Origin of the sequence: Nesterenkonia sp., from assembly GCF_029265375.1 — a bacterium.
Classification (GTDB): Bacteria; Actinomycetota; Actinomycetes; order Actinomycetales; family Micrococcaceae; genus Nesterenkonia.
Genome location: NZ_JAJUJJ010000002.1, coordinates 18,638 through 38,998, shown reverse-complemented (window position 1 = coordinate 38,998; position 20,361 = coordinate 18,638). Strand labels below are relative to the sequence as shown.

Here is a 20,361-nt window from a genome sequence, read left to right as displayed (position 1 = left end):
TGGCCCGCAGAGGCCGCCCGCTGAAAAGCGAGGGATATCGGTAGCACGCAGGCGGTGATCAGCTAATCGAAATCCACCTGGATCCCGGCTTGGGCGGCCAGATGCGGAGCCAGTTCCTGCAGCTGGGAGGCGGATATCAGCGCACCCCGCAGGTAGGCCAGGCCCACCACGGCTCTCAGCTCTGCCCCGCGCAGATCCACATCTGCCAGTTCGGCGCCCTCCAGCGCCACCGTGTCCACCGTGCAGCGGATCAGCCGCATCCGGCGGACTCGTGCCCCGCCGAGATCCAGCTCCCCGATCCTGCAGTCTTCGAAGAGCACATCACTCAGCTGCGCTGCGCGCAGATTGAGGTGGTCCAGCTTGCTGCCGCTCACCCGGACCCCAGAGAACTCGGCCTCATACAGCTCGGCTGCGCCGATGCGCGAGCCGGTGACGGCCACCTCCCGCCACCGGGACCGTGGTGCCTTCAGGTGGGCGGCCGAAAGGCGGTGCACCTCTGATTCAGCCAGGCTGATGCCGGTCAAGTCGGCGTCAGTGAGGGTGAGGTGCTCCAGGCGGGACTCCACCACGCTCACCTCGCGAAGGTGGTTGCCGGTGATCTCCTCGGAGCGCAGCAGTCTGCCCTCCAGGGAGAAGGTTGTGGCGAGCTCGTCGGCAGCGATCTGCTCGAGTCCCTCCAGGCGGGGTGCAGTGATCCGGGGCGCATCCATACGGCCACTCTATGCCGCAGGCCCGCCCCGGTAGGCTGGGGCACTGTGAAGGTTCTAGTGGTGGGCCCCGGTGGGCGAGAGCACGCAATCATCCGCGCACTGCGGCGCGACCCCGCAGTCCAGGCCGTGGAGGCGGCCCCCGGCAATGCCGGAATCGCCCGGCAGGTCACCTGCCACGACGCAGCCGCTGACGACGGATCTGCAATCGCCGCTCTGGCAGTCGACGGCAGATTCGACCTGGTGGTCATCGGCCCCGAGGCCCCCTTGGCCGCCGGAGTCGCCGACGCCGTGCGCGAGGCCGGCATCCCAGTCTTCGGCCCCTCCCAGCAGGCGGCCCAGCTGGAGGCGTCCAAGGCCTTCGCCAAGGAAGTCATGGCCGCCGCCGGTGTGCCCACCGCCCAGGCCGTCCACGCCGCGGACCCCACCGCCGCAGCCGATGCGCTGGACCGCTTCGGCGCCCCCTACGTGGTCAAGGACGACGGCCTGGCTGCCGGCAAGGGCGTGGTGGTCACCGAAGACCGCTCCGCGGCACTGGCCCACGCCGAATCCTGCTTCGCCGCCGGCGGCACAGTGGTGATCGAAGAGTTCCTCGACGGCCCCGAAGTCTCCCTCTTCGTGCTCTGCGACGGACAGAACCTGGTGCCGCTGAGCCCTGCCCAGGACTTCAAGCGCATCTTCGACCAGGACCAGGGCCCCAACACCGGCGGGATGGGTGCCTACACCCCCCTGGACTGGCTGGAGAACTACACCGAGACCGACGACGACGGCGCAGTCCGCGACTTCACCTCCGTGGTGGTGGAGAAGGTGGCCCGCCCCACCGTGCAGGAGATGGCCGCCCGCGGCACCCCCTTCGTCGGCGTGCTGTACTGCGGGCTGGCGGTGACCTCCCGCGGCGTGCGAGTGGTGGAGTTCAACGTCCGGTTCGGCGACCCGGAGACCCAAGCGGTGCTGGAGCGGCTGGAGACCGGATTGGGCCGTCTGCTGCTGGATGCTGCCTGCGGCCGCCTCGGAGAGGACCGGCAGCTGCAGTGGCGCCCCGGCAGCGCGGTCGACGTCGTCCTCGCTGCGGAGAACTACCCCGACTCCCCGCGCAAGGGGGACGTGATCACCGGGGTGGAGGACGCTGAGCAGCTTGACGGCGTGGCGGTGCTGCACGCGGGGACTGCTGTCAACGACGACGGCGCCCTGGTCACCTCTGGAGGACGCGTGGTGGCCGTGGTAGCCACCGGCGAGAGCCTCCAGGAGGCGGTGCAGCGGGCCTACGCGGGCGCCGACCGGATCAGCTGGCCCGGTATGCAGTACCGCACCGACATCGCCGCGAAAGCAGTGCGCGGAGAGATCAGCGTGACCTCCCCGTCGAATTCGGTGCAGACGGCGACCTCCTCGATTCCGGCGCAGACCGGCGGCCCTGGGGCGCCGAATGCGTCGGCCGCAGCACCGAGTCCAGCCCCGGCACCCTCGGCGGCAGCGGCAGCCGAGCGAAGCGCCGCGGGCGCGGACTGGGCCCCCGGCCAGCAGCTGCCCGGCTGGCAGCACGTGGCCTCCGGGAAAGTCCGGGAGCTGTACCAGCCGGCACCCGGCTCCGCCTGGGCGGGCCAGGACGTGCTGCTGATGGTCGCCACTGACCGCATCAGCGCCTATGACCATGTGCTGACCCCCGGCATCCCCGGCAAGGGCGCCATCCTGACCCAGCTGAGCCTGTGGTGGTTCCAGCAGCTGGATGCCGAGGGGATCGGCCACCACGTGGTCACCAGCGAACCGGGCCCTGACGGGGTGCCGCAGCAGGTGGCCGGCCGCGCACTGATCGTACGGCGGATGACCATGGTGCCCGCTGAGGCCATCGTGCGCGGATACCTCACCGGATCGGGACTGCTGGAGTATCAGAAGCACGGCACCGTCACCGGCATCAGCCTGCCGGAGGGGCTGCAGGACGGATCGCAGCTTCCTGAACCCATCTTCACCCCGTCCACCAAGGCGGAGCAGGGCGACCATGATGAGAACATCACCTTTCACGCACTGGCAGAGCAGAACGGAGCCGATCTGGCCCGCCGGCTGCGCGAGACCAGTCTGCGCATCTACCGGCTAGCCGAGGAGCGGACCCGGGAGGCGGGGATCCTGCTGGCTGACACCAAGTTTGAGTTCGGGCTGGATGACGACGGCGAACTGGTACTGGCAGATGAGGTGCTGACCCCGGACTCCTCCCGCTTCTGGCCCGCAGAAGCGTGGCAGCCCGGCGGCCCGCAGCCCAGCTTCGACAAGCAGTTCGTCCGGAACTGGCTCACCAGCCCGGATTCCCGGTGGGACCGTGCCGGCGGCCAGGAGCCTCCCGCGCTGCCGGAGCATATTGTTCGCGCCACCCGCGAACGCTATGTGGACGCCTTCCGCCGCATCACCGGAGCTGAACCGAGCCTCTGATAGTTCCGGGTCCCTGAGTTGAAGGGCGTCCCTGACACGGAGGAGTCCCGGTGAGTCGGGCCCGTTGAATCGGTCCCCGCTGAGTCGGGATCCGTGGTGAATCAGGACCAGGGGTGCCGCCCCCGCGCTGCCAGCTGACTTTGCCCGGTGGTCCTGTTCGGTCAGGTCTGCGCGGGGGTGAGATATCCGGTGGGGCTCCCGCCGCGCTGGATATGGCCCGGTCTGCTCTACGCGGGGGTGAGCGTCAGCAGGGTGGCTTCGGGAGGGCAGAAGAAGCGGATCGGCGCCTTAGCCGAGGTGCCGATCCCTGCGGAGACGTGCACCCAGGTGCGCCCGCCGTCGGATGCCGGGACCTGATGAAGCCCTTTGGCGTGGGCCGCAGGCAGATCGCAGTTGGTCACCAGCGCTCGCCCGCGGCCGCTGAGACTGGGCAGGCAGACCTGCCCGCCGTGGGTGTGGCCGGCCAGCACCAGGTCGGCCCCCGAGTCGGCGAAGGTCTGCAGCACTCGACGCACCGGGGCGTGCGCCACGCCTATCCGCAGGTCCGGCCGCGGGAGGCTGGGGTCCTGGTACCCGGTCCAGCCGCTGAACTCATCCTGGTTCAGGTGGGGGTCGTCCACCCCGGAGAACTCCACGCGCAGGCCAGCGACCTCGGCGGCGCTGTGTGCGTTGGTCAGATTTGCCCAACCAGCTTGCTCGAAGGCGGAGAACAGGTCGCCGGTGGGCAGTGTCTGAGCATCCGGACTCAGGTGGGAGGGTCCGGCCAGATAGCTCAGCGGGTTCTTCCACCGGGGTGCGTAGTAGTCATTGGAGCCGGGCACAAAGCAGCCGGGGAACTGCAGCAGCGGAGCCAGGGCGTCAAGAACCTCCGGCACAGCATCCTGGCGAGAGAGGTTGTCACCGGTGTCGACCACCAGGTCTGGTTCCAGCTCGCCCAGCCGCTGCAGCCAGCGCAGCTTTTTCCGCTGCCCGGGCACATAGTGGATATCGGAGATGTGCAGGATCCGCAGCGGCCCGGGCAGCCCGGCTACGGGTACCGCGGCACGCCGAAGGGTGAAGCGGGTCAGCTCCACCCGGTTGGCGTAGACCAGCGCGGCAGCGCCGAGCGCAGTCAGTGCGCCCGCGCCGGTGACCGACGCGCGCACCAGCGGAGTGCTCATGGCTCAGTCGTCGTCTGAGTCGTCGTCGTCCGAGTCGCCGTTGTCGGAGCTGGATCCCGGGATCGGCGAGCTGTAGCGGTAATCGCGGCGGTCGCTGAACGGAGAATTGGAGGATTCGCGGAAATCCCCGGTGGGATAGGCTTCGGCCACTTCGACCATGTAGTCGTACCACATGGGTTGGGCCAGCGAGGAGCCGTAGAAGCCGTCCTCATAGGTAACGCCATTGATGGTCGGCGTCAGCTGCCGCGCGTTGCCATCTGTCCGGCCGATGTGGGCCACGCTCGTCATGCCTTCAGTGGAACCGGCGAACCACGTATTGGAGGATCCCGCGGCAGTGCCGGTCTTTCCAAGCATGGGGAATGGCGGATTGCCGGGGGTGAAGGGAGAATCTCCGAGCGGACGCTCTGCAATGTTGACGAGCGTGTCATTGACCTGCGCGATGACGTCGGGGTCGACCCTCTCCTCGCAATCTTCTTCGGGAAGGTCATACTCAGTGCCCTGCTGGTCAGTGACCTCCAGCAGCGCACGCGGCTGACAGATGACGCCATCATTGGCGAATGCGCCGTATGCCCTAGCCAACGTGAGGGGAGAGATTTCTGCAGCGCCGAGCATGGCAGCAGGGGTGCTGGCCAGGTTCACGTCAAAGGTGCCGTTGAACTCTTTGGCGCGCTTGATCTCAAGTCGGTCGAGGATGTCGTCAATGGCGCAGAGGTCCATATCGTGTGCGGTCGCTGCGGTGGCGGTGTTGATTGAGTAGTACAGGCCGTAGTCGATGGTCATACGGCGATTCATGTTGTCGCCGACGTTCTCGAGTGTCCACGCCTCGGACTCATCACCTTCCCCGTCGGGAAGCAGTGGAACGGTACCGCCAGGCATGCAGGAGGCAGTCCACTCCTCGTGATACTCATATTCATCCACTGAGGCATCGACAACGTCGTCCATGGAGCCGCCTTCCTCCACGTAGGCTGCGGCGATGAACGGTTTGAGGGTTGAACCGACGTTAAAGCCTCCGGACTGCCCGTACTCAAAGTTCAGGTTGTAGTTCACGGTGGTATTGCCGTCTTCAGGCTCCGGGTCATACACCGTCGACTGGGCCATGGCCAGAATATTGCCGGTCTCGGGATCGAGAGAGATCAGGGAGGCGCGGTTATTGGAAGGATCGTCGACCGGCACTGTTTCGTAGACAGTGTCCTCGGCCTCTGTCTGTGCATCCGGGTCCAGAGTAGTGACCACGTTCAATCCGCCGCGGTACAGCAGACGCTCGCGGTCCTCCTCCGTCTCGCCGAATGTCTCGTCGTTGCGGATAAGTTTCGCCACGTAGTCGCAGAAGTAGTGGCCCATGGTGGCTTCCACGCAACCGGAGCGCGTCGGAGTCACGTCGAGGTCCAGCTCAGAGGCGACGGCCTCGTCGTACTCCTCCTCCGTGATGAAGCCGTTGCGCAGCATGGTCCCCAGTACCACGTTGCGCCGCTCCAGGGCCGCCTCCGGGTTCTGGTCCGGCCGATAGTAGTTGGGCGACTGCACCAGTCCCGCCAGAGTGGCCGACTGCTGAATATTCAGCTCTGAGGCCGGGATGCCCCAGTAGTACTGGGCAGCGGCCTCCACCCCGTAGTTGGTGCCGCCGAGCATCACGATGTTCAGGTAGCCCTCAAGGATCTCCTCCTTGGTCATCTCCTGCTCCACCGAGACCGCCAGCTTCATCTCACGCAGCTTGTCCGCATAGGTCTTCTCCTGGGCGAAGGATCCCAGAATCGTTCCCTCACCGCGGACCACGGAGGCGTTGTTCAGCACATTGTTGACGTACTGCATGGTCAGCGTGGAGGCGCCCTGCTGGGTGGGCCGGGTCAGGTTGTGGACCATGGCGCGGGCCACACCCTGAGCGTCGACGCCGCCATGTTCGAAGAACCGCTCATCCTCAATGGCGATCAGCGCGTCCTTCATGTGCTGGGAGATCTGGTCATAGCTGACCGGTTGGCGATTCTCCTCATAGAAGGTGGCCAGCAGCGTCTCGCCGTCGTTGGCGTAGATCCGCGATGGGGTGGACAGCGGCTCTTCGGCCAGCTCCGTGGGAACTTCCTCCAGCACGTCGCTGCCGGCCGAGGCGGCTGCGCCCCCGGTGGCCGCCAGGGGGAAGACCAGACCCGCAGCGAGCAGGCCGCACAGGGCGCTGATGCCCAGGAAGGACATAATTTTGCCCACGGTGGTAGCCGTGTCAAAAAGAGGGGACTTGCGAGACGCCATAGCTACCATGGTAACGAGGCCGTCAATTCATCCGGCGCATCTCTTCAACCCCTCCTGCAAGGATTGCCGGAGGCTGCCGACCCAGCCCCGGAATCCCAGTGGACGGCGCATTTCACAAGGAGTAAAGTAGTTGCGATATGCAACAGTCTGAGCGGGCGCAGCGTGACGTCGAGAACGGACGACGTCGAACCCTCCTTCAAGCACTGGCGCGCCTGGTTCCCTATCTCGAAGGGCTGAAGCTGCGCTGGACCTTCGGCGTGCTCGCCGCCATCGGGGCCGGGATCATCGCCCTGGCCATCCCCCAGGTGCTCGGCGCCATGGTGGACAACTTCGAGGCCGACAGCGCCCTGACCTCCGTGGTGTGGGCAGCCTTCGCCGTGGTGCTGGCCCTGGGCGTGCTCGAGGCTGTGCTGGTCTATCTGCGCCGGTACTTCGTGATTCCGCCGGCCTCCGACGCCGAGACCAGTATGCGCACCTCGCTCTTCGACCGGCTGATCCACCAGTCCTCGACGTTCCACAGCGCCTGGGAGGCCGGTCAGCTGCAGTCCCGTGCGATCGCGGATCTCAATATGCTGCGCCGCTTCTTCGCCTTCGGCTCGCTGATGCTGGTGACCGCCTCCATCACCGTGCTGGTCGGCTTCGTGCTGATGTTCCGCGCCGTGCCGGCCCTGGCGCTGCTGTTCCTCTGCGCGGCCGTCCCCGTCATCCTGCTGGGCCCGGCCTTCCGGAAGAAGTTCGTACACTACTCCCGGTCATCCCAGGACCAGGCCGGCGAGGTCGCCACCAAAGTGGAGGAGTCGGTCCACGGGATCCGGGTGCTGAAGGCCTTCGGCCGCAGCGACTGGGCGCGCAGCAGCTTCGTCCGCGAGGCAGGCCGCCTGCGGGAGCTGGAAGTCTCCAAGATGCGCACCCTGGCCAAGTTCCAGATGCTGATGGTCCTGCTGCCCGAAGGTGTGCTGGCCGCCTGCATCTTTGTGGGCCTGTGGCAGGTGGCCACCGGAGCGGTCTCCGAAGGCGCCCTGGTGGCCTTCTTCGCCACCGCGGTGGTGCTGAAGAACCCCATCGAGGGGATCGGCATGCTCATCGGCATGGTGTTCATGGCCAAGACCGCCATCGACCGCCACGTGGACGTGATGGACGTGACCCCGGACATCGTCTCCCCGGAGCAGCCGGCCACCGCGCCCGAACGCGGAGTGGTGGAGCTGCAGGACGTCCGCTTCCGCTATCCCGACGCGACTGAAGATCTGATCAAGGGGGTGAACCTGCGCATCGAGCCCGGCGAGACGATGGCGCTGGTCTCCGCCACCGGCGGCGGCACCTCCACCCTGCTGAACCTCATCCCGCGGCTCTACGACGTCACCGGCGGATCAGTCCGGGTCGACGGCGTGGACGTGCGCGACTACGATCTGCCGGACCTGCGCTCGCGGATCGCCGTGGCCTTCGAGGACCCCACCCTGTTCTCCGCCTCGGTGCGCTCCAATGTGCTGCTGGGCACCGGTCACGAACGCGACGCCGAGGACCCCCAGCACCCGCCGCGGGAGAAGGCGCCGCAGGCCGACCAGCTGGACAGTGTGCTCGCCGAGGCGCTGCACACCGCCGACGCCGAGTTCGTGGAGAACCTGCCGGAGGGTCTGGACACCCGCATCGGCGAAGAGGGACTCAGCCTCTCCGGCGGTCAGCGGCAGCGGCTGGCGCTGGCCAGGGCCATCGCCGCCAAACCGTCGGTGCTGCTGCTGGATGATCCGCTCTCCGCCCTGGACGTGCGCACTGAGGAGCGAGTGACGGCGCGGCTGCGCGATGTGCTGCGCGGCACCACGACACTGATCGTGGCTCACCGCCCCTCCACAGTGGCGCTGGCTGACCGAGTGGCAGTCCTGCACCGCGGCGAGGTGATCGACGTCGGCACCCATGCCGAACTGCTGGAGCGCAGCGGGACCTATCGGGCCATTATGAAGCCCCCCGCCCCCACCGGCGAGCAGCTGATGGACGCCATCCCCGCCGAACAGGACGCGGCACCGCAGACCGTCGATGCCCGGACCGGCCCAGTGACCTCCGAGCATCAGGAGGTGCCGCGATGACCCAGGATACCCGCACCCGCGCCGCGCAGCCGACGCCGAGCAACGGACGCCCGAGCACTACCGGGGACCATACCGCTGAGGACCAGCTGCCCTTTGCTGTGGCCGGAAGCGGCGAGCTGGACCTCTCCCAGGATGCGCCGGCGCCCGAAGAAGACGATTTCCGCCATCTGCGCGGCACCGCCGGTGAAGAGGACGTAGAACTCACCCCCGAGGAGCGGAAGTTCATCCGACGGCGGTCTTTGGGCCTGCTGGTGCGCGCCTCCAAGGGGGTGCGGCTGAAGCTGCTGCTGACCGCCCTCGCCGTCGTCGTCTCCCAGGGCGCCCAGGCCGCCACGCCGTTCATCGCCGGAGGGCTGGCCATCGACTGGGGGCTCCCGCGGCTGATCGACGGGGACATGACGGGCCTGTGGGTCCCCGCCGGGCTCTACCTGATCTGCGCGGTCACCGCCGGTGTGCTGCTGTACTTCTATACCCGCATGACCGCCGAGGCCTCCCAGGCGATGCTGTTCAAGCTGCGTGATGAGGTCTTCCGCAAGACCCAGGCGCTGAGCCTGGACTTCCACGAGGACTACACCTCCGGCCGGGTCATCTCGCGGCAGACCTCAGACCTGGAGGCGCTGCGGGAGCTGCTCGACGGCGGAGTCAACCAGCTGGTGCAGGGCCTGATGTTCATGCTCTTCACCACGCTCTACATTTGGGCCACCGACTTCCGGTCCGGGCTGGTGCTGCTGGCTGCGATCGTGCCGATCTACTTCCTGGGGCGCTGGTACCAGCGCAACGCGGAGGTCGCCTACCGCCGCACCCGCATCTCCAGCGCGAAGATGATCGTCCACTTTGTGGAGACCATGACCGGCATCCGCGCAGTCCAGGCCTTCCGGCGGGAGAACGCCCGCTCACGCCAGTACAAGAGGCTGGCCAAGATCTACCGCGACGATATGGTCCGCTCCATCGGGCTCTTCGGGGTGCTGCAGCCCTCGCTGATGCTCATCGGCAACGTCTCGGTGGCCCTGGTGCTGCTCTGGGGCGGATTCCGGGTGCTGGAAGGGGATCTGGGCGCCGGTCTGCTGGCCTCCATCGCGCTGGCTACCAAGCGGGTCTTCCAGCCGCTGGACATGATCGCGATGTTCTACAACTCGCTTCAGTCGGCCACCGCAGCCCTGGAGAAGGTCTCCGGCCTGCTGGAGGAGGCGCCCAAGGTCCGCGAGGTCCCCCGGCCGAAGCGGCTGCCCGAATGCCGCGGGGAGATCGAGTTCCGGGATGCTGAGTTCAGATACAGCGACGACGCCCCGGTGGTGATGAAGCAGCTGGACCTGCACATCCCCGCCGGCCAGACCGTAGCGGTGGTGGGCCGCACCGGCGCCGGAAAGTCCACCCTGGTGAAGCTGCTCGCCCGGTTCTACGACGTCACGTCCGGGTCCCTGACCCTGGATGGGGTGGAGCTGCGTGAGCTCGCCGAGACCGACCACCACCGGCACGTGGCCATGGTGACCCAGGAGGCCTTCCTGTTCTCCGGCTCGATCCGGGACAACATTGCCCTGGGCCGCCCTGATGCCAGCGAAGAGGAGATCATCGCTGCGGCCCAGGCGGTGGGCGCCCACGAGTTCATCACTGCCCTGCCGGAGGGATACGACACTGACGTCAGCAAACGCGGCGGGCGGATCTCGGCCGGACAGCGGCAGCTGGTCTCCTTCGCCCGCGCCTTCCTGGCGGATCCGGCGGTGCTGATCCTGGATGAGGCCACCTCATCGCTGGATCTGCCCAGCGAGCAGCTGGTGCAGCAGGGGCTGGAGCGCCTGCTGGGGAACCGGACTGCTCTGATCATCGCCCACCGGCTCTCCACCGTGGCGATCGCCGACCGAGTGTTGGTCATTGAGGACGGACGCGTGGTGGAGGACGGATCTCCGGCGGAGCTCATCGATGCCGGAGGCTACTTTGCCAAGCTGCACCATGCCTGGTCCGCCTCCATGGGGGCCTGAACAGAGGCTGATTCCCCGCCTCCGGCGGCGCGGCGTCGAGGCGGGAGCGGATACGATATCTGCGATGTCCACTCCTGCCTCGCATCTGACCTCACCCCACCATGCCCCCTGGCGACGCCGGCTGGGCGAATGGGTGGAATCCGCACCCGTGCAGCGGTTCGTGATCCTGGTGATCCTGATCAACGCTGTGGTGCTGGGCCTGGAAACCTCGGAGAGGATCGCCTCTGCCGCCGGTGGGGTGCTGGTGGGCATCGACACGATCTGCCTGGCCATCTTTGTGGTGGAGATCCTGCTGAAGCTGCTGGCCTTCGGGTGGCGGTTCTTCCGCGATGCGTGGAACGTCTTCGACTTTGTGGTGGTCGCGGTGGCGCTGGTGCCTGCCGGGAGCGGCTTCGAGGTGCTGCGGGCGCTGCGAGTACTGCGTGTGCTCAGACTGGTGTCCGCGCTTCCGCAGCTGCGCAAGGTGGTAGCCGCACTGCTGCACGCGGTGCCGGGGATCCTCTCCACCGGTGCGCTGCTGGCCCTGATCTTCTACGTCGCCTCAGTGATGGCCACCACCTTCTTCCGCGAGACGATGCCGGAGTTCTTCGGCACGATGGGCGCCAGCCTGTTCAGCCTGTTCCAGATCGCCACCCTCTCCAGCTGGGAGACCATCGTGCGCCCCGCCATGGACCATCACCCCTGGGCGTGGGCGTTCTTCATACCGTTCATCGTGCTGGCGGCCTTCACCGCGCTGAACCTGATCATCGCGGTCATCGTGGATGCGATGAACACCCTGCATGACATGCCCAGCGTCCAGAGCAGCCAGTTCCAGGCAAGTTCGCAGCACGACAGCCAGCAGCAGCACGGCCAGCCCGCCGCCGCGTCACAGGCGGAGGCGCAGACCCCATCGGACTCGCACCCTGGCTCAGCATCCGGGCCTGGGGCCGCCGAGCTGCGCGAGGAGATCCAGGCGCTGCGAGCACAACTGGCTGAGGTCAGTGACGCCCTGCACCACCGGCAGGCCGGCCCCGGCGCCGGGCGTGAGGGCTGAGCGGACCCCGGAGACCGAGATTTGATCTGCGCTCAGAGCTGGTCGCGCCAGGTGGCGCGGGCGTACTTCTTCCGGTAGCGCATACCGCGCACGGTCAGCCAGGCCAGCCGCAGCAGCGAATTCGGGTGCGCCCGGCGGTCCCCGCTGTAGTACAGCGGGTTGCGGACCTTCTTCTCCCTGATCAGGCGCACCACATCGGCGTGCACCGCAGGTTCGGTGACGTAGCGGCGCAGAATGCTGGTGGGCACCACCGTGAACAGCACCTCCTCGTCCACGAAGGTGCACTCGCTGCTGCGCCGGCCATAGATCACGTCCTCCACCAGCGCGGCTGCCAGGTTGTGGCCCTGCGCTGTGGCGTACCAGGAGGAGCGGCCCTGACGCACATTGACCTCCAGCACCTTGAACGCGTCATCGCGGGCGTCATACTTCAGGTCCACGTTCGCCAGACCGGTGTAGCCCACGGCCTCAAGGAAATCTTTCAATTGGGTCATCACTTCCCGGTTGAACCGGGAGACGATGGCGGTGTAGTTGCCGATGGCTGAGGCCTCATGCTCCTGCAGCACCACCTGACCGAAGTTCACAAACTCCGCGCGGGATTCGCTGTTGAGATACAGCACCGAGTCCCAGATGAAGGTGTCGTCGCCGGGAATGAAGTCCTGGATGATCACCGTGCCCCGGTACCCGCTGGCCTCAATGGTCTCAATGGTGGCTGCGACGTCGTCGTAGCTGTAGAGCCGGTAGACCTTCTCCTGGCCGGGGAACTTGTGCCGGTAGTACTGCACGCCGTCGCCGGGTTTGAGGATCACCGGATACCGGGAGATCTCTGCCTCCAGCGGCTGCCCGACCTGGTGGATGTGGGTCTCCGGGATCTGCAGGCCGTGCTGCTGGGCCAGGGGATAGAACTGGTCTTTGACCTGCAGCTGGTTCAGCAGGGTCTCGTTGGGGTAGTTGAACCGGTAGTGCTCGGCCAGGGCCTCGGAGTTCTCCACGATGAGCCGGACATAGTGGTCGTTGGTGCCCACCAGCAGCAGCTCGGCGTCGGTGTCCAGCTGCTCGGCATAGTCGCGCAGAGTGGGGACGAAGACCTCGGTGTCGTCGAGCCTGTCCACGAAGGTGGTGGCCCCGATGATGGTGGAGTAGTGGGTGAAGCCCATCTGCACCTTGCCGATCAGGTGCGGCCGGATGCCGTAGGCCTCATGGAAGGAGGCGGCCATGTGGTAGGCGTTGAGGTCCGTGCCGACGATGACCGGCAGGACGTCGCGCTCAGGCGACATGTGCGATCAGGTCCACCTCGACCGGGGTGTCCAGGGGCAGCACTGGGACGCCGACGGCGCTGCGGGCATGGGCGCCGGCGTCTGCGAAGGCGTGGCCGAGCAGCTCGGAGGCGCCGTTGATGACCTTCGGCTGGCCGGTGAACTCCGGGGTGGAGGCCACGAATCCGCCGACCTTGGCGATCCGGGTGATCCGGTCCAGGTCTCCGACGGCCTGCTTGAGCGCGGCGATCAGGTTCAGTCCGCAGATCCGGGCCAGCTCGTAGGCCTTCTCCTCGGTGACCTCCGCGCCTACCTTTCCGGTGGACGGAAGCTCGCCGTTGACCAGCGGCAGCTGGCCGGAGACGTAGACGACGCCGTCAGCGACGACGGCGGGCTGGTAGGCGGCCACGGGCGGGACAACCTCGGGGACGGTCAGACCCAGTTCGGACAGGCGGTCTTCAACGGCAGACATTCAGGTGCTCCTGCGGGGCGAGAGGGACTACTGCTTGGGGCGCTTCAGGTAGGCGACCGGGGCGTTGCCGTCGGGGCCCGGAAGCACGGTGACCAGCTCCCAGCCGTCCTCGCCCCACTGGTCGAGGATGCCCTTGGTGTTGTGGATGATCAACGGAATGGTCGCGTATTCCCACTGGGTCAGTTCAGCCATGGCCCCAGCCTAACTCACGAAAGACGCGCGCCGGAGCGGGTGCGGGCCCGGACTGGCGGGCTCAGCGGGAGCGCTGGCGGATGCGCTGGATGTCCAGGATGACCACGGCGCGGGCCTCCAGGCGCAGCCAGCCGCGCTGGACGAACTCGGCCAGCGCCTTGTTGACGGTCTCGCGGGAGGCGCCGACGAGTTGGGCCAGCTCCTCCTGGGTCAGCTCGTGGGTGACCAGGATGCCGTCGGGGGCAGGACGGCCGAAGCGGTCGGCCAGGTCCAGCAGGGCCTTGGCCACACGCCCGGGGACATCGGAGAACACCAGGTCAGCTAGGGACTCATTGGTGCGGGTCAGGCGCTGGGCCAGGGCCTGCAGCAGCTGGACGGAGACGTCCGGGTTGGAGGTGATGACGTCCTTGAGGCTCTGATGCTTCAGGCCTGCCAGTCGGGTCTCGGAGACCGCGGTGGCGGTGGCGGTGCGCGGAGCGGGGTTGAACAGCGCCATCTCGCCGAAGATCTCGCCGGGGCCCAGCACAGCAAGGAGGTTCTCACGGCCGTCCTGGGTCGAGCGGCCCAGTTTGATCTTGCCGGAGACGATGAAGTAGAGCTGATCGCCCTGATCGCCTTCGTGGAACACGGACGACCCGCGGGAGAGCTCCACCTCGGTGAGCTCATTGGTCAGCGCTGCGAAGACATCGTCATCGAGCGTGGCGAAGAGGGGGGCGCGGCGCAGCACGTCGAGATCCATGGCCGATCCATTCTTGAGTCTTGGACTGTCAGCAGTATTCCTTTAGAAGTTATCAGGTCCAACATATGACAAGCTAATACTTTTCAAGGGTCTTTCGGCCACGTGTTGCCCCACCTCAACCCGCCGGGCAGCAGATGTGCCATTCTTAGGGGCGGACTGATGCAGGTGAAAGGGGGCCGGCGGGCGTGACGCTGCTGGACGTAGTGCTGGTGCTGGTGCTGATCGGATTCCTGGTGGCCGGATTGGCCCGAGGCGTCTGGGTCACCATCGGAGGAGCCGCCGGATTCCTGGTGGGCGCCACCGCAGCGTTCTTCGCCATCCCGCTGGTGGCCGGCTGGGTTCCGCATCCGTTGGGGCGCATCGCCGCGGTCATCGGCTGCGCTCTGGTGCTCATCGCCGCCGGCCATGCGCTGGGCACTGCGGCCGGTTCGGAGGTCCAGCGGCTCTTCCGCTCCCCGATGGTGCGCACTGTCAGCTCGCTGATCGGCGGGGCGCTGAATCTGGCGGTCGCGCTGATCGTGATCGCAGCGCTCAGCTTCTCTGTGCAGGCCATGGGCTTTCCCCAGGTCAACCAGCACATGCGGCAGTCGGTGGTGCTGCAGACCATCGATGGGGCGGTGCCCGACTCGGTGGAGACCATGTTCGCTGAGGTCCGCAGCACTGTGATGGCCTCAGACATCCCGGAGATTGCCCAGCTGCTGGTCCCTGAGGCGGAGGAGGTTCCGGAAGGCGGCGAACTGACCGAGGCCGCCCTGGCAACCACGCAGTCGGTCGCCCGGGTCACCGGCGTTGCGCAGGCCTGCGGACAGTCCCAGACTGGATCCGGCGTGGCCGTCTCGCCGAACCGGGTGGTGACCAATGCGCATGTCGTCGCTGGGGTGAGTGAACCTTCGGTGGAGCTGCCCGACGGGCAGGTGGTCACCGGCCGGGCGGTCTACTTCAACCCGGCCAGCGACATCGCGCTGCTGGCAGTGGACACCTTAGCGGCTGCTCCTGCGCCGGTGGGCGGACCTATGGAGCCGGGGGAGCAGGGCTATGTGATGGGCTATCCCTCCGGCGGGCCGTTCGTGGCCGGCCCAGCCCTGGTGCAGGCTCGCGACGTGTCCTCGGTGAACAACATCTACGGCGGGTCCCCCTCTGAGCTGGAGATCTACCAGGTCAGCGCCGATGTCCGGCAGGGCAACTCCGGCGGTCCGCTGGTCAACGCCGACGGCGAGGTGGCCGGGGTGGTCTTCGCCCGGGCCGTGGAGGGCAATTCGGTGGGATTCGCGGTGACCGCAGAGAGCGCCGGGGACGTGCTGGCTGCCCCCGATACGTTCACCGACACTGTCTCCACAGGCCAGTGCGTGGACCGCTGACTCTCCGCAGCGCAGGCCGAGCGGCGGGCCGAGCAGTCGGGCGTAGAGTCGGGGCATGACGTGTTACGTATCTCACACCACCATCAACTGCGCCAACGCCTATGAGCTCTCCGAATGGTGGAAGCGCCTGCTGGACTACACTGACGTCCCCGGTGACCCCAATGGGCCCGGGCACGATCACTGCATGATCGTCGATCCCGGTACTGGACACCGGATGCTGTTTCTGGAAGTTGAAGACCCCTCGCCCACCAGGCAGATCCACCTGGATCTGCGTCCGCGAGGCGGAACGCGGGATGCCGAGATCGAGAGGGTGCGTGCGCTCGGGGCCGCGGAGGTGGCCGATCACCGGGGCATCTATGGGCCGGGGTCCGGGTGGGTGGTGTTCTCCGATCCGGAGGGCAACCTGTTCTGTGTCCTTCGCTCGGACGCCGAGGTGGAGGCGGGCTGAGAAAACGGCTGCTCAGCCGCGCAGCAGGTCAGCCAGATGCTCCACGGCGAACTGGTAGCCGTTGGCCCCCGCACCGGCGATCACAGCGCTGGCATGCGGTGAGACATAGGAGTGCCGGCGGAACGGCTCCCGGGCATGCACATTGGACAGGTGGACCTCCACGGTGGGGAGCCCGACGGCGGCCAGGGCATCGGCGATCGCCACCGACGTATGGGTGTAGGCGGCCGGGTTGATCACAATGCCGTCGGCCGAGCCCCGGGCGGCCTGGATCGCGTCCACCAGAACACCCTCATGATTGGACTGCACGAATTCCGTCTCAAGGCCGTGCTCAGCGGCTGCGGCGCGGCACAGGGCGTTGATGTCCTCCAAGGTGCCGGTGCCGTAGATCTCCGGCTCCCGGGTGCCCAGCAGGTTCAGGTTCGGACCATGCACAATCAGCAGTCGCCCAGTCATAGGGCCAGCCTATGCGAAAGCGGCGGGACCCAGCCTCGCCACCGGAGGGGTGCCCGCCGCTTTCGCTCAGCCGGAATGGATCAGCTGCCGTGCTTGGTGCGCATATCCTCGGCGATCTTCTCCATCACCGAGGGGTCCGCCAGGGTGGAGGCGTCGCCCACCTCGTCGCCGTTGGCCACGTTCTTCAGCAGGCGCCGCATGATCTTGCCGGAGCGGGTCTTCGGCAGCTCGGGAACCACCAGTACATTGCGCGGCTTGGCGATCGGACCGATCTCCTTGCCCACGTGCGCCCGCAGCTCCTGCTCCAGGGCCTCAGTATCGGCGCCCTCAGCGGCCGCGCCGGTGAGGATCACAAAGGCGACCACCGCCTCGCCGGTGGTGGCGTCTTTCGCGCCGACCACAGCGGCCTCGGTCACGGCCTCGTGGGCCGCCAGGGCCGATTCGATCTCCGTGGTGGAGAGCCGGTGCCCGGAGACGTTCATCACGTCGTCCACCCGGCCCATGAGCCAGATGTCGCCGTCGTCGTCGTACCGGGCGCCGTCGCCGGCGAAGTACAGATCCCCGAAGCGTGACCAATAAGTCTCCTTGTAGCGCTCCGGGTCCCCGTAGATGCCGCGCAGCATAGCCGGCCAGGGCTCCTTGATCACCAGCAGGCCTGCCTCGCCGCGGCCCAATTGCTTACCCTCCTCATTGACCACTTCGACCTCGATGCCGGGCACCGGGGTCTGCGCCGAGCCGGGTTTGGTGGCGGTAACGCCGGGCAGTGGGGAGATCATGTGGGCGCCCGTTTCGGTCTGCCACCAGGTGTCCACAATGGGGGCCGGGTGCTCCTTGGGCGGATTGCCCGGACCGTTGTTGGCGCCGATCACCTCGCGGAACCACATCCAGGCCTCCGGGTTGATCGCCTCGCCCACAGTGCCCAGCACCCGAAGCGAGGAGAGGTCATACTGATCCGGGATCTCGCGGCCCCACTTCATGCAGGTGCGGATCAGAGTCGGTGCCGTGTAGAACTGGGTGACCTTATACTTCTGCACAATCTCCCAGAGCCGACCCTTATGCGGGGTGTCCGGAGTGCCCTCGTAGATGATCTGGGTGGCGCCGTTGGCCATCGGCCCGTAGACGATGTAGCTGTGCCCGGTCACCCAGCCGACGTCGGCCGAGCACCAGTAGATGTCCTGCTCCGGCTTCAGGTCGAAGCTGTCCCGGTGGGTCACCGCGGTCTGGGTCAGGTAGCCGCCGGTGGTGTGCAGGATGCCCTTGGGCTTACCGGTGGTGCCGGAGGTGTAGAGGATGAACAGCGGATGCTCGGAGTCGTGCGGCACGTAGGCGTGCTCGGCGGACTGCTGCGGCACCAGATCGTGCCACCAGATATCCCGGCCGGACTCCATATCCACGTTCTCGCCGTTGCGCTGGACCACCACGACGTGCTCCACGGTGTGGCCTGGGGCGGCCAGTGCGGCGTCCACATTCGGCTTCAGCGGGGAGGGTTTGCCGCGGCGGTAGGAGCCGTCGGCCGTGACCACCAGCTTCGCCTCGGCGTCGTCCGCCCGCGAGCGCAGCGCATCGGAGGAGAATCCGCCGAAGACCACTGAGTGGATGGCGCCGATCCGGGCGCAGGCCAGCATGGCCACCACAGTCTCCGGGATCATCGGCATATAGATGGCCACCCGGTCGCCCTTGGTCACGCCCAGGGACTCGAATGCGTTGGCCGCGCGGGCGACCTCTTCGGCCATGTCCTGATAGGTCAGAGTCCGGGTGTCCCCAGGCTCGCCCTCGAAGTAGATGGCCACCCGGTCCCCGTGCCCGGCCTCCACGTGCCGGTCCACACAGTTGTAGGCGGCGTTGAGCTCACCGCCGATGAACCACTTGGCGAACGGCGCTTCCGACCAATCCAGCGTCTCGGTGAAGTCCTTGTCCCACGTCAGGGTGCTGCGCGCCTGGTCGGCCCAGTAGCCGAGCCGGTCGGCCTTGGCGGCCTCGTACTTCTGCGCCGTGGCCACGGCGTCGGCTGCGAACGCTTCACTGGGAGGGAAGGTCTGAACGCTCTCGGATCGGGAAGTCGTGGTCATGCGCTCCTCCTGTTCGCGAGACCGCTCATCGCCGGCTCTAGGGAGCGGCACGGTGTACCGATCGCCGCCGCGCAACGGTCTCTGTGACGTCTGTGTCCAGCATCACAATAGCGCGTGCGCCAGATTGAGGCGAGACGAGCGGCAATGATGTGATTCAGCTCACTGCGCGGTGCTGCTGCGGCCGCGGCCGGATGCATAGGATGGTTCGAATGGCGCAGAACACACCGGTGGACAAGACCCTGATCGGGAAGAAGCGGCGCGTGCGCAGGATCAATCGCATCCTGGGGGAGACCTTCCCCTATGCGGTGGCCGAACTGGACTTTGAGAACCCGTTTGAGCTGCTGGTGGCCACCGTGCTCTCTGCCCAGACCACCGATGTGCGGGTCAACCAGACCACCCCACGGCTGTTCGCCCGCTACCCCGACGCTTTCGCCATGGCCGCCGCCGACGAGCAGGAGCTGGCCGAGCTGATCCGTCCCACCGGCTTCTACCAGGCCAAGACGCGTGCGCTGCTGGGGCTGTCCAATGCGCTGGTGGAGCACCACGACGGTGAAGTGCCGGATTCCCTGCAGGAGCTGGTCCAGCTGCCCGGTGTGGGCCGGAAGACGGCGTTTGTGGTGCTGGGCAATGCTTTCGGCAAACCCGGCCTGACGGTGGATACCCATTTTGGGCGCCTGGCCCGCCGGCTGGGAATGACCGAGGAGACTGACCCGGTGAAGGTCGAGCGCGACGTCGCCGAGCTGTTCGAACCCAAGGACTGGACGGATCTGAGTCACCGGCTGATCTATCACGGCCGGCGCATCTGCCACTCACGGCGCCCGGCCTGCGGGGCGTGCCCGGTGGCGCAGCTGTGCCCCAGCTACGGGACAGGGGAGACCGACCCCGAGGAGGCGAAGAAGCTGCTGAAGTACGAGCTGGCCCCGGGGCGCGAGGACCTGCTGGAGAAGCTGCGTGCCGGCTGGACCCGCCGCCAGCTGCGCGAGGAGGGCTACACGCTCAGTGCCTGACGCGCAGAGCCTCACGCAGCTGAGCCGGACACTGGGCGGGCTGGTTGAGCAGGGGGCAGACTTCACCCGGCAGCACCCTGAGGATGCTGCCCAAGGCCGGTGGTGGCGCCGCATCCCGCTGAACCTGCGGCCCGGCGCGGAAGTGCCGATGGAGCAGAGCCGCCACGCCGCCGTGCTCGTGCTGTTCTGGCCGGAGGCTGACGGCCCCCGGGTGCTGCTGACAGAACGCAGCGCCGCGCTGGCCAAGCATCCCGGTCAGGTGGCGTTCCCCGGCGGCGCGGTGGAGGATTTCGACGCCGACGTCGCCGCTGCAGCGCTGCGCGAGGCCCAAGAAGAAGTAGCCCTGGACCCGGCTCGCGTACAGGTGGTCGGTTCGCTTCCTCAGGCGCTGGTGCCGGTCAGCGGATTCATTGTCACCCCGGTTCTGGCCTGCACCGAGGACCCGGGTGTGCTCACCCCACATTCTGGGGAGGTCGCCCGGGTGCTGAAGGTACGCACCGCTGCTCTGACCGACCCGTCAAACCGGTGGACCGCGGTGGTCCGGCGCGGCGGCCACCGACTGCCCTCCCCGGCGTTCCTGCTGGAGGGGTCCGACACCGGAGCGGGCTCCTCTGACCCGGTGCTGGTCTGGGGCTTCACCGGGATACTGCTGGACCGGATCCTCGATCGGCTGGGTCTGGAGCATCCCTGGGACGCCTCCCGGGAGCTGGACCCGCTGCTGTATCACCGCGCGTGAGTTCCGCGAGCCTGAACTGCG

General features: G+C 67.2%; 17 protein-coding genes. 8 read left to right on the top strand and 9 right to left on the bottom strand.

Features of this window, described 5'->3' with window-relative positions:
• Positions 1-62 precede the first annotated feature (62 nt).
• Positions 63-710 (bottom strand): pentapeptide repeat-containing protein, encoded by a 648-nt coding sequence (locus Q1K09_RS01035; RefSeq protein ID WP_300342465.1) that lies wholly within the window; start codon positions 708-710, stop codon positions 63-65.
• Between the two features lie 45 nt (positions 711-755).
• Between Q1K09_RS01035 and purD the strand changes: the two genes are divergently transcribed.
• On the top strand, positions 756-3,125 hold the full coding sequence (gene purD, locus Q1K09_RS01030; protein WP_300342463.1) for a phosphoribosylamine--glycine ligase: 2,370 nt from the start codon (positions 756-758) through the stop codon (positions 3,123-3,125).
• 227 nt (positions 3,126-3,352) lie between these two features.
• On the opposite strand, the gene Q1K09_RS01025 is transcribed toward purD, so the two are convergent.
• Together Q1K09_RS01025 and Q1K09_RS01020 are read right to left on the bottom strand one after the other, a co-directional pair.
• On the bottom strand, positions 3,353-4,285 hold the full coding sequence (locus Q1K09_RS01025; RefSeq protein ID WP_300342461.1) for a metallophosphoesterase: 933 nt from the start codon (positions 4,283-4,285) through the stop codon (positions 3,353-3,355).
• A gap of 3 nt (positions 4,286-4,288) precedes the next feature.
• Positions 4,289-6,526, bottom strand: a complete 2,238-nt coding sequence (locus Q1K09_RS01020) for a transglycosylase domain-containing protein (protein WP_300342460.1) — start codon at positions 6,524-6,526, stop codon at positions 4,289-4,291.
• A 137-nt stretch (positions 6,527-6,663) separates the two neighbouring features.
• Between Q1K09_RS01020 and Q1K09_RS01015 the strand changes: the two genes are divergently transcribed.
• The 3 genes from Q1K09_RS01015 (at position 6,664) to Q1K09_RS01005 (ending at position 11,613) form a co-directional block, all read left to right on the top strand.
• Positions 6,664-8,604, top strand: coding sequence for an ABC transporter ATP-binding protein (locus tag Q1K09_RS01015; RefSeq protein ID WP_300342458.1), 1,941 nt, complete (start codon positions 6,664-6,666; stop codon positions 8,602-8,604).
• Positions 8,601-10,580 (top strand): ABC transporter ATP-binding protein, encoded by a 1,980-nt coding sequence (locus Q1K09_RS01010; RefSeq protein WP_300342456.1) that lies wholly within the window; start codon positions 8,601-8,603, stop codon positions 10,578-10,580. Before Q1K09_RS01015 ends, Q1K09_RS01010 begins: the two co-directional genes overlap by 4 nt.
• Positions 10,581-10,644: 64 nt before the next feature.
• On the top strand, positions 10,645-11,613 hold the full coding sequence (locus Q1K09_RS01005) for an ion transporter (RefSeq protein WP_300342455.1): 969 nt from the start codon (positions 10,645-10,647) through the stop codon (positions 11,611-11,613).
• A 32-nt stretch (positions 11,614-11,645) separates the two neighbouring features.
• Here the strand turns inward: Q1K09_RS01005 and Q1K09_RS01000 are convergent, their stop codons facing one another.
• The 4 genes from Q1K09_RS01000 to Q1K09_RS00985 all read right to left on the bottom strand — a co-directional run bounded on the left by Q1K09_RS01000 (position 11,646) and on the right by Q1K09_RS00985 (position 14,269).
• Positions 11,646-12,887, bottom strand: coding sequence for an ATP-grasp domain-containing protein (locus Q1K09_RS01000; protein WP_300342454.1), 1,242 nt, complete (start codon positions 12,885-12,887; stop codon positions 11,646-11,648).
• Positions 12,877-13,338, bottom strand: a complete 462-nt coding sequence (locus tag Q1K09_RS00995) for a RidA family protein (protein ID WP_300342452.1) — start codon at positions 13,336-13,338, stop codon at positions 12,877-12,879. Before Q1K09_RS00995 ends, Q1K09_RS01000 begins: the two co-directional genes overlap by 11 nt.
• 27 nt (positions 13,339-13,365) lie before the next feature.
• A complete protein-coding gene (locus Q1K09_RS00990) occupies positions 13,366-13,530 on the bottom strand; it encodes a hypothetical protein (protein ID WP_168888476.1) in 165 nt (54 codons plus the stop codon).
• 61 nt (positions 13,531-13,591) lie between these two features.
• Positions 13,592-14,269: a Crp/Fnr family transcriptional regulator gene (locus Q1K09_RS00985; RefSeq protein ID WP_300342449.1), complete on the bottom strand. Its 678-nt coding sequence runs from the start codon at positions 14,267-14,269 to the stop codon at positions 13,592-13,594.
• Between the two features lie 185 nt (positions 14,270-14,454).
• Between Q1K09_RS00985 and Q1K09_RS00980 the strand changes: the two genes are divergently transcribed.
• On the top strand, positions 14,455-15,627 hold the full coding sequence (locus Q1K09_RS00980) for a MarP family serine protease (RefSeq protein ID WP_300342447.1): 1,173 nt from the start codon (positions 14,455-14,457) through the stop codon (positions 15,625-15,627).
• 55 nt (positions 15,628-15,682) lie between these two features.
• Entirely contained in the window at positions 15,683-16,075 is a 393-nt protein-coding gene (locus Q1K09_RS00975; protein WP_300342445.1) for a VOC family protein, read from the top strand.
• A gap of 12 nt (positions 16,076-16,087) precedes the next feature.
• On the opposite strand, the gene aroQ is transcribed toward Q1K09_RS00975, so the two are convergent.
• Both aroQ and acs read right to left on the bottom strand, forming a co-directional pair.
• Positions 16,088-16,528 (bottom strand): type II 3-dehydroquinate dehydratase, encoded by a 441-nt coding sequence (aroQ, locus tag Q1K09_RS00970; protein ID WP_300342443.1) that lies wholly within the window; start codon positions 16,526-16,528, stop codon positions 16,088-16,090.
• A gap of 80 nt (positions 16,529-16,608) precedes the next feature.
• On the bottom strand, positions 16,609-18,597 hold the full coding sequence (gene acs / locus Q1K09_RS00965) for an acetate--CoA ligase (RefSeq protein ID WP_300342441.1): 1,989 nt from the start codon (positions 18,595-18,597) through the stop codon (positions 16,609-16,611).
• 209 nt (positions 18,598-18,806) lie between these two features.
• Between acs and nth the strand changes: the two genes are divergently transcribed.
• Both nth and Q1K09_RS00955 read left to right on the top strand, forming a co-directional pair.
• Entirely contained in the window at positions 18,807-19,604 is a 798-nt protein-coding gene (gene nth / locus Q1K09_RS00960) for an endonuclease III (protein WP_300342440.1), read from the top strand.
• Positions 19,597-20,340 carry a CoA pyrophosphatase gene (locus Q1K09_RS00955; protein WP_300342439.1) on the top strand — a complete coding sequence of 248 codons (744 nt, stop codon included), beginning with the start codon at positions 19,597-19,599 and terminating at the stop codon, positions 20,338-20,340. The genes nth and Q1K09_RS00955 overlap by 8 nt, the downstream gene beginning before the upstream one ends.
• Positions 20,341-20,361: the final 21 nt, after the last annotated feature.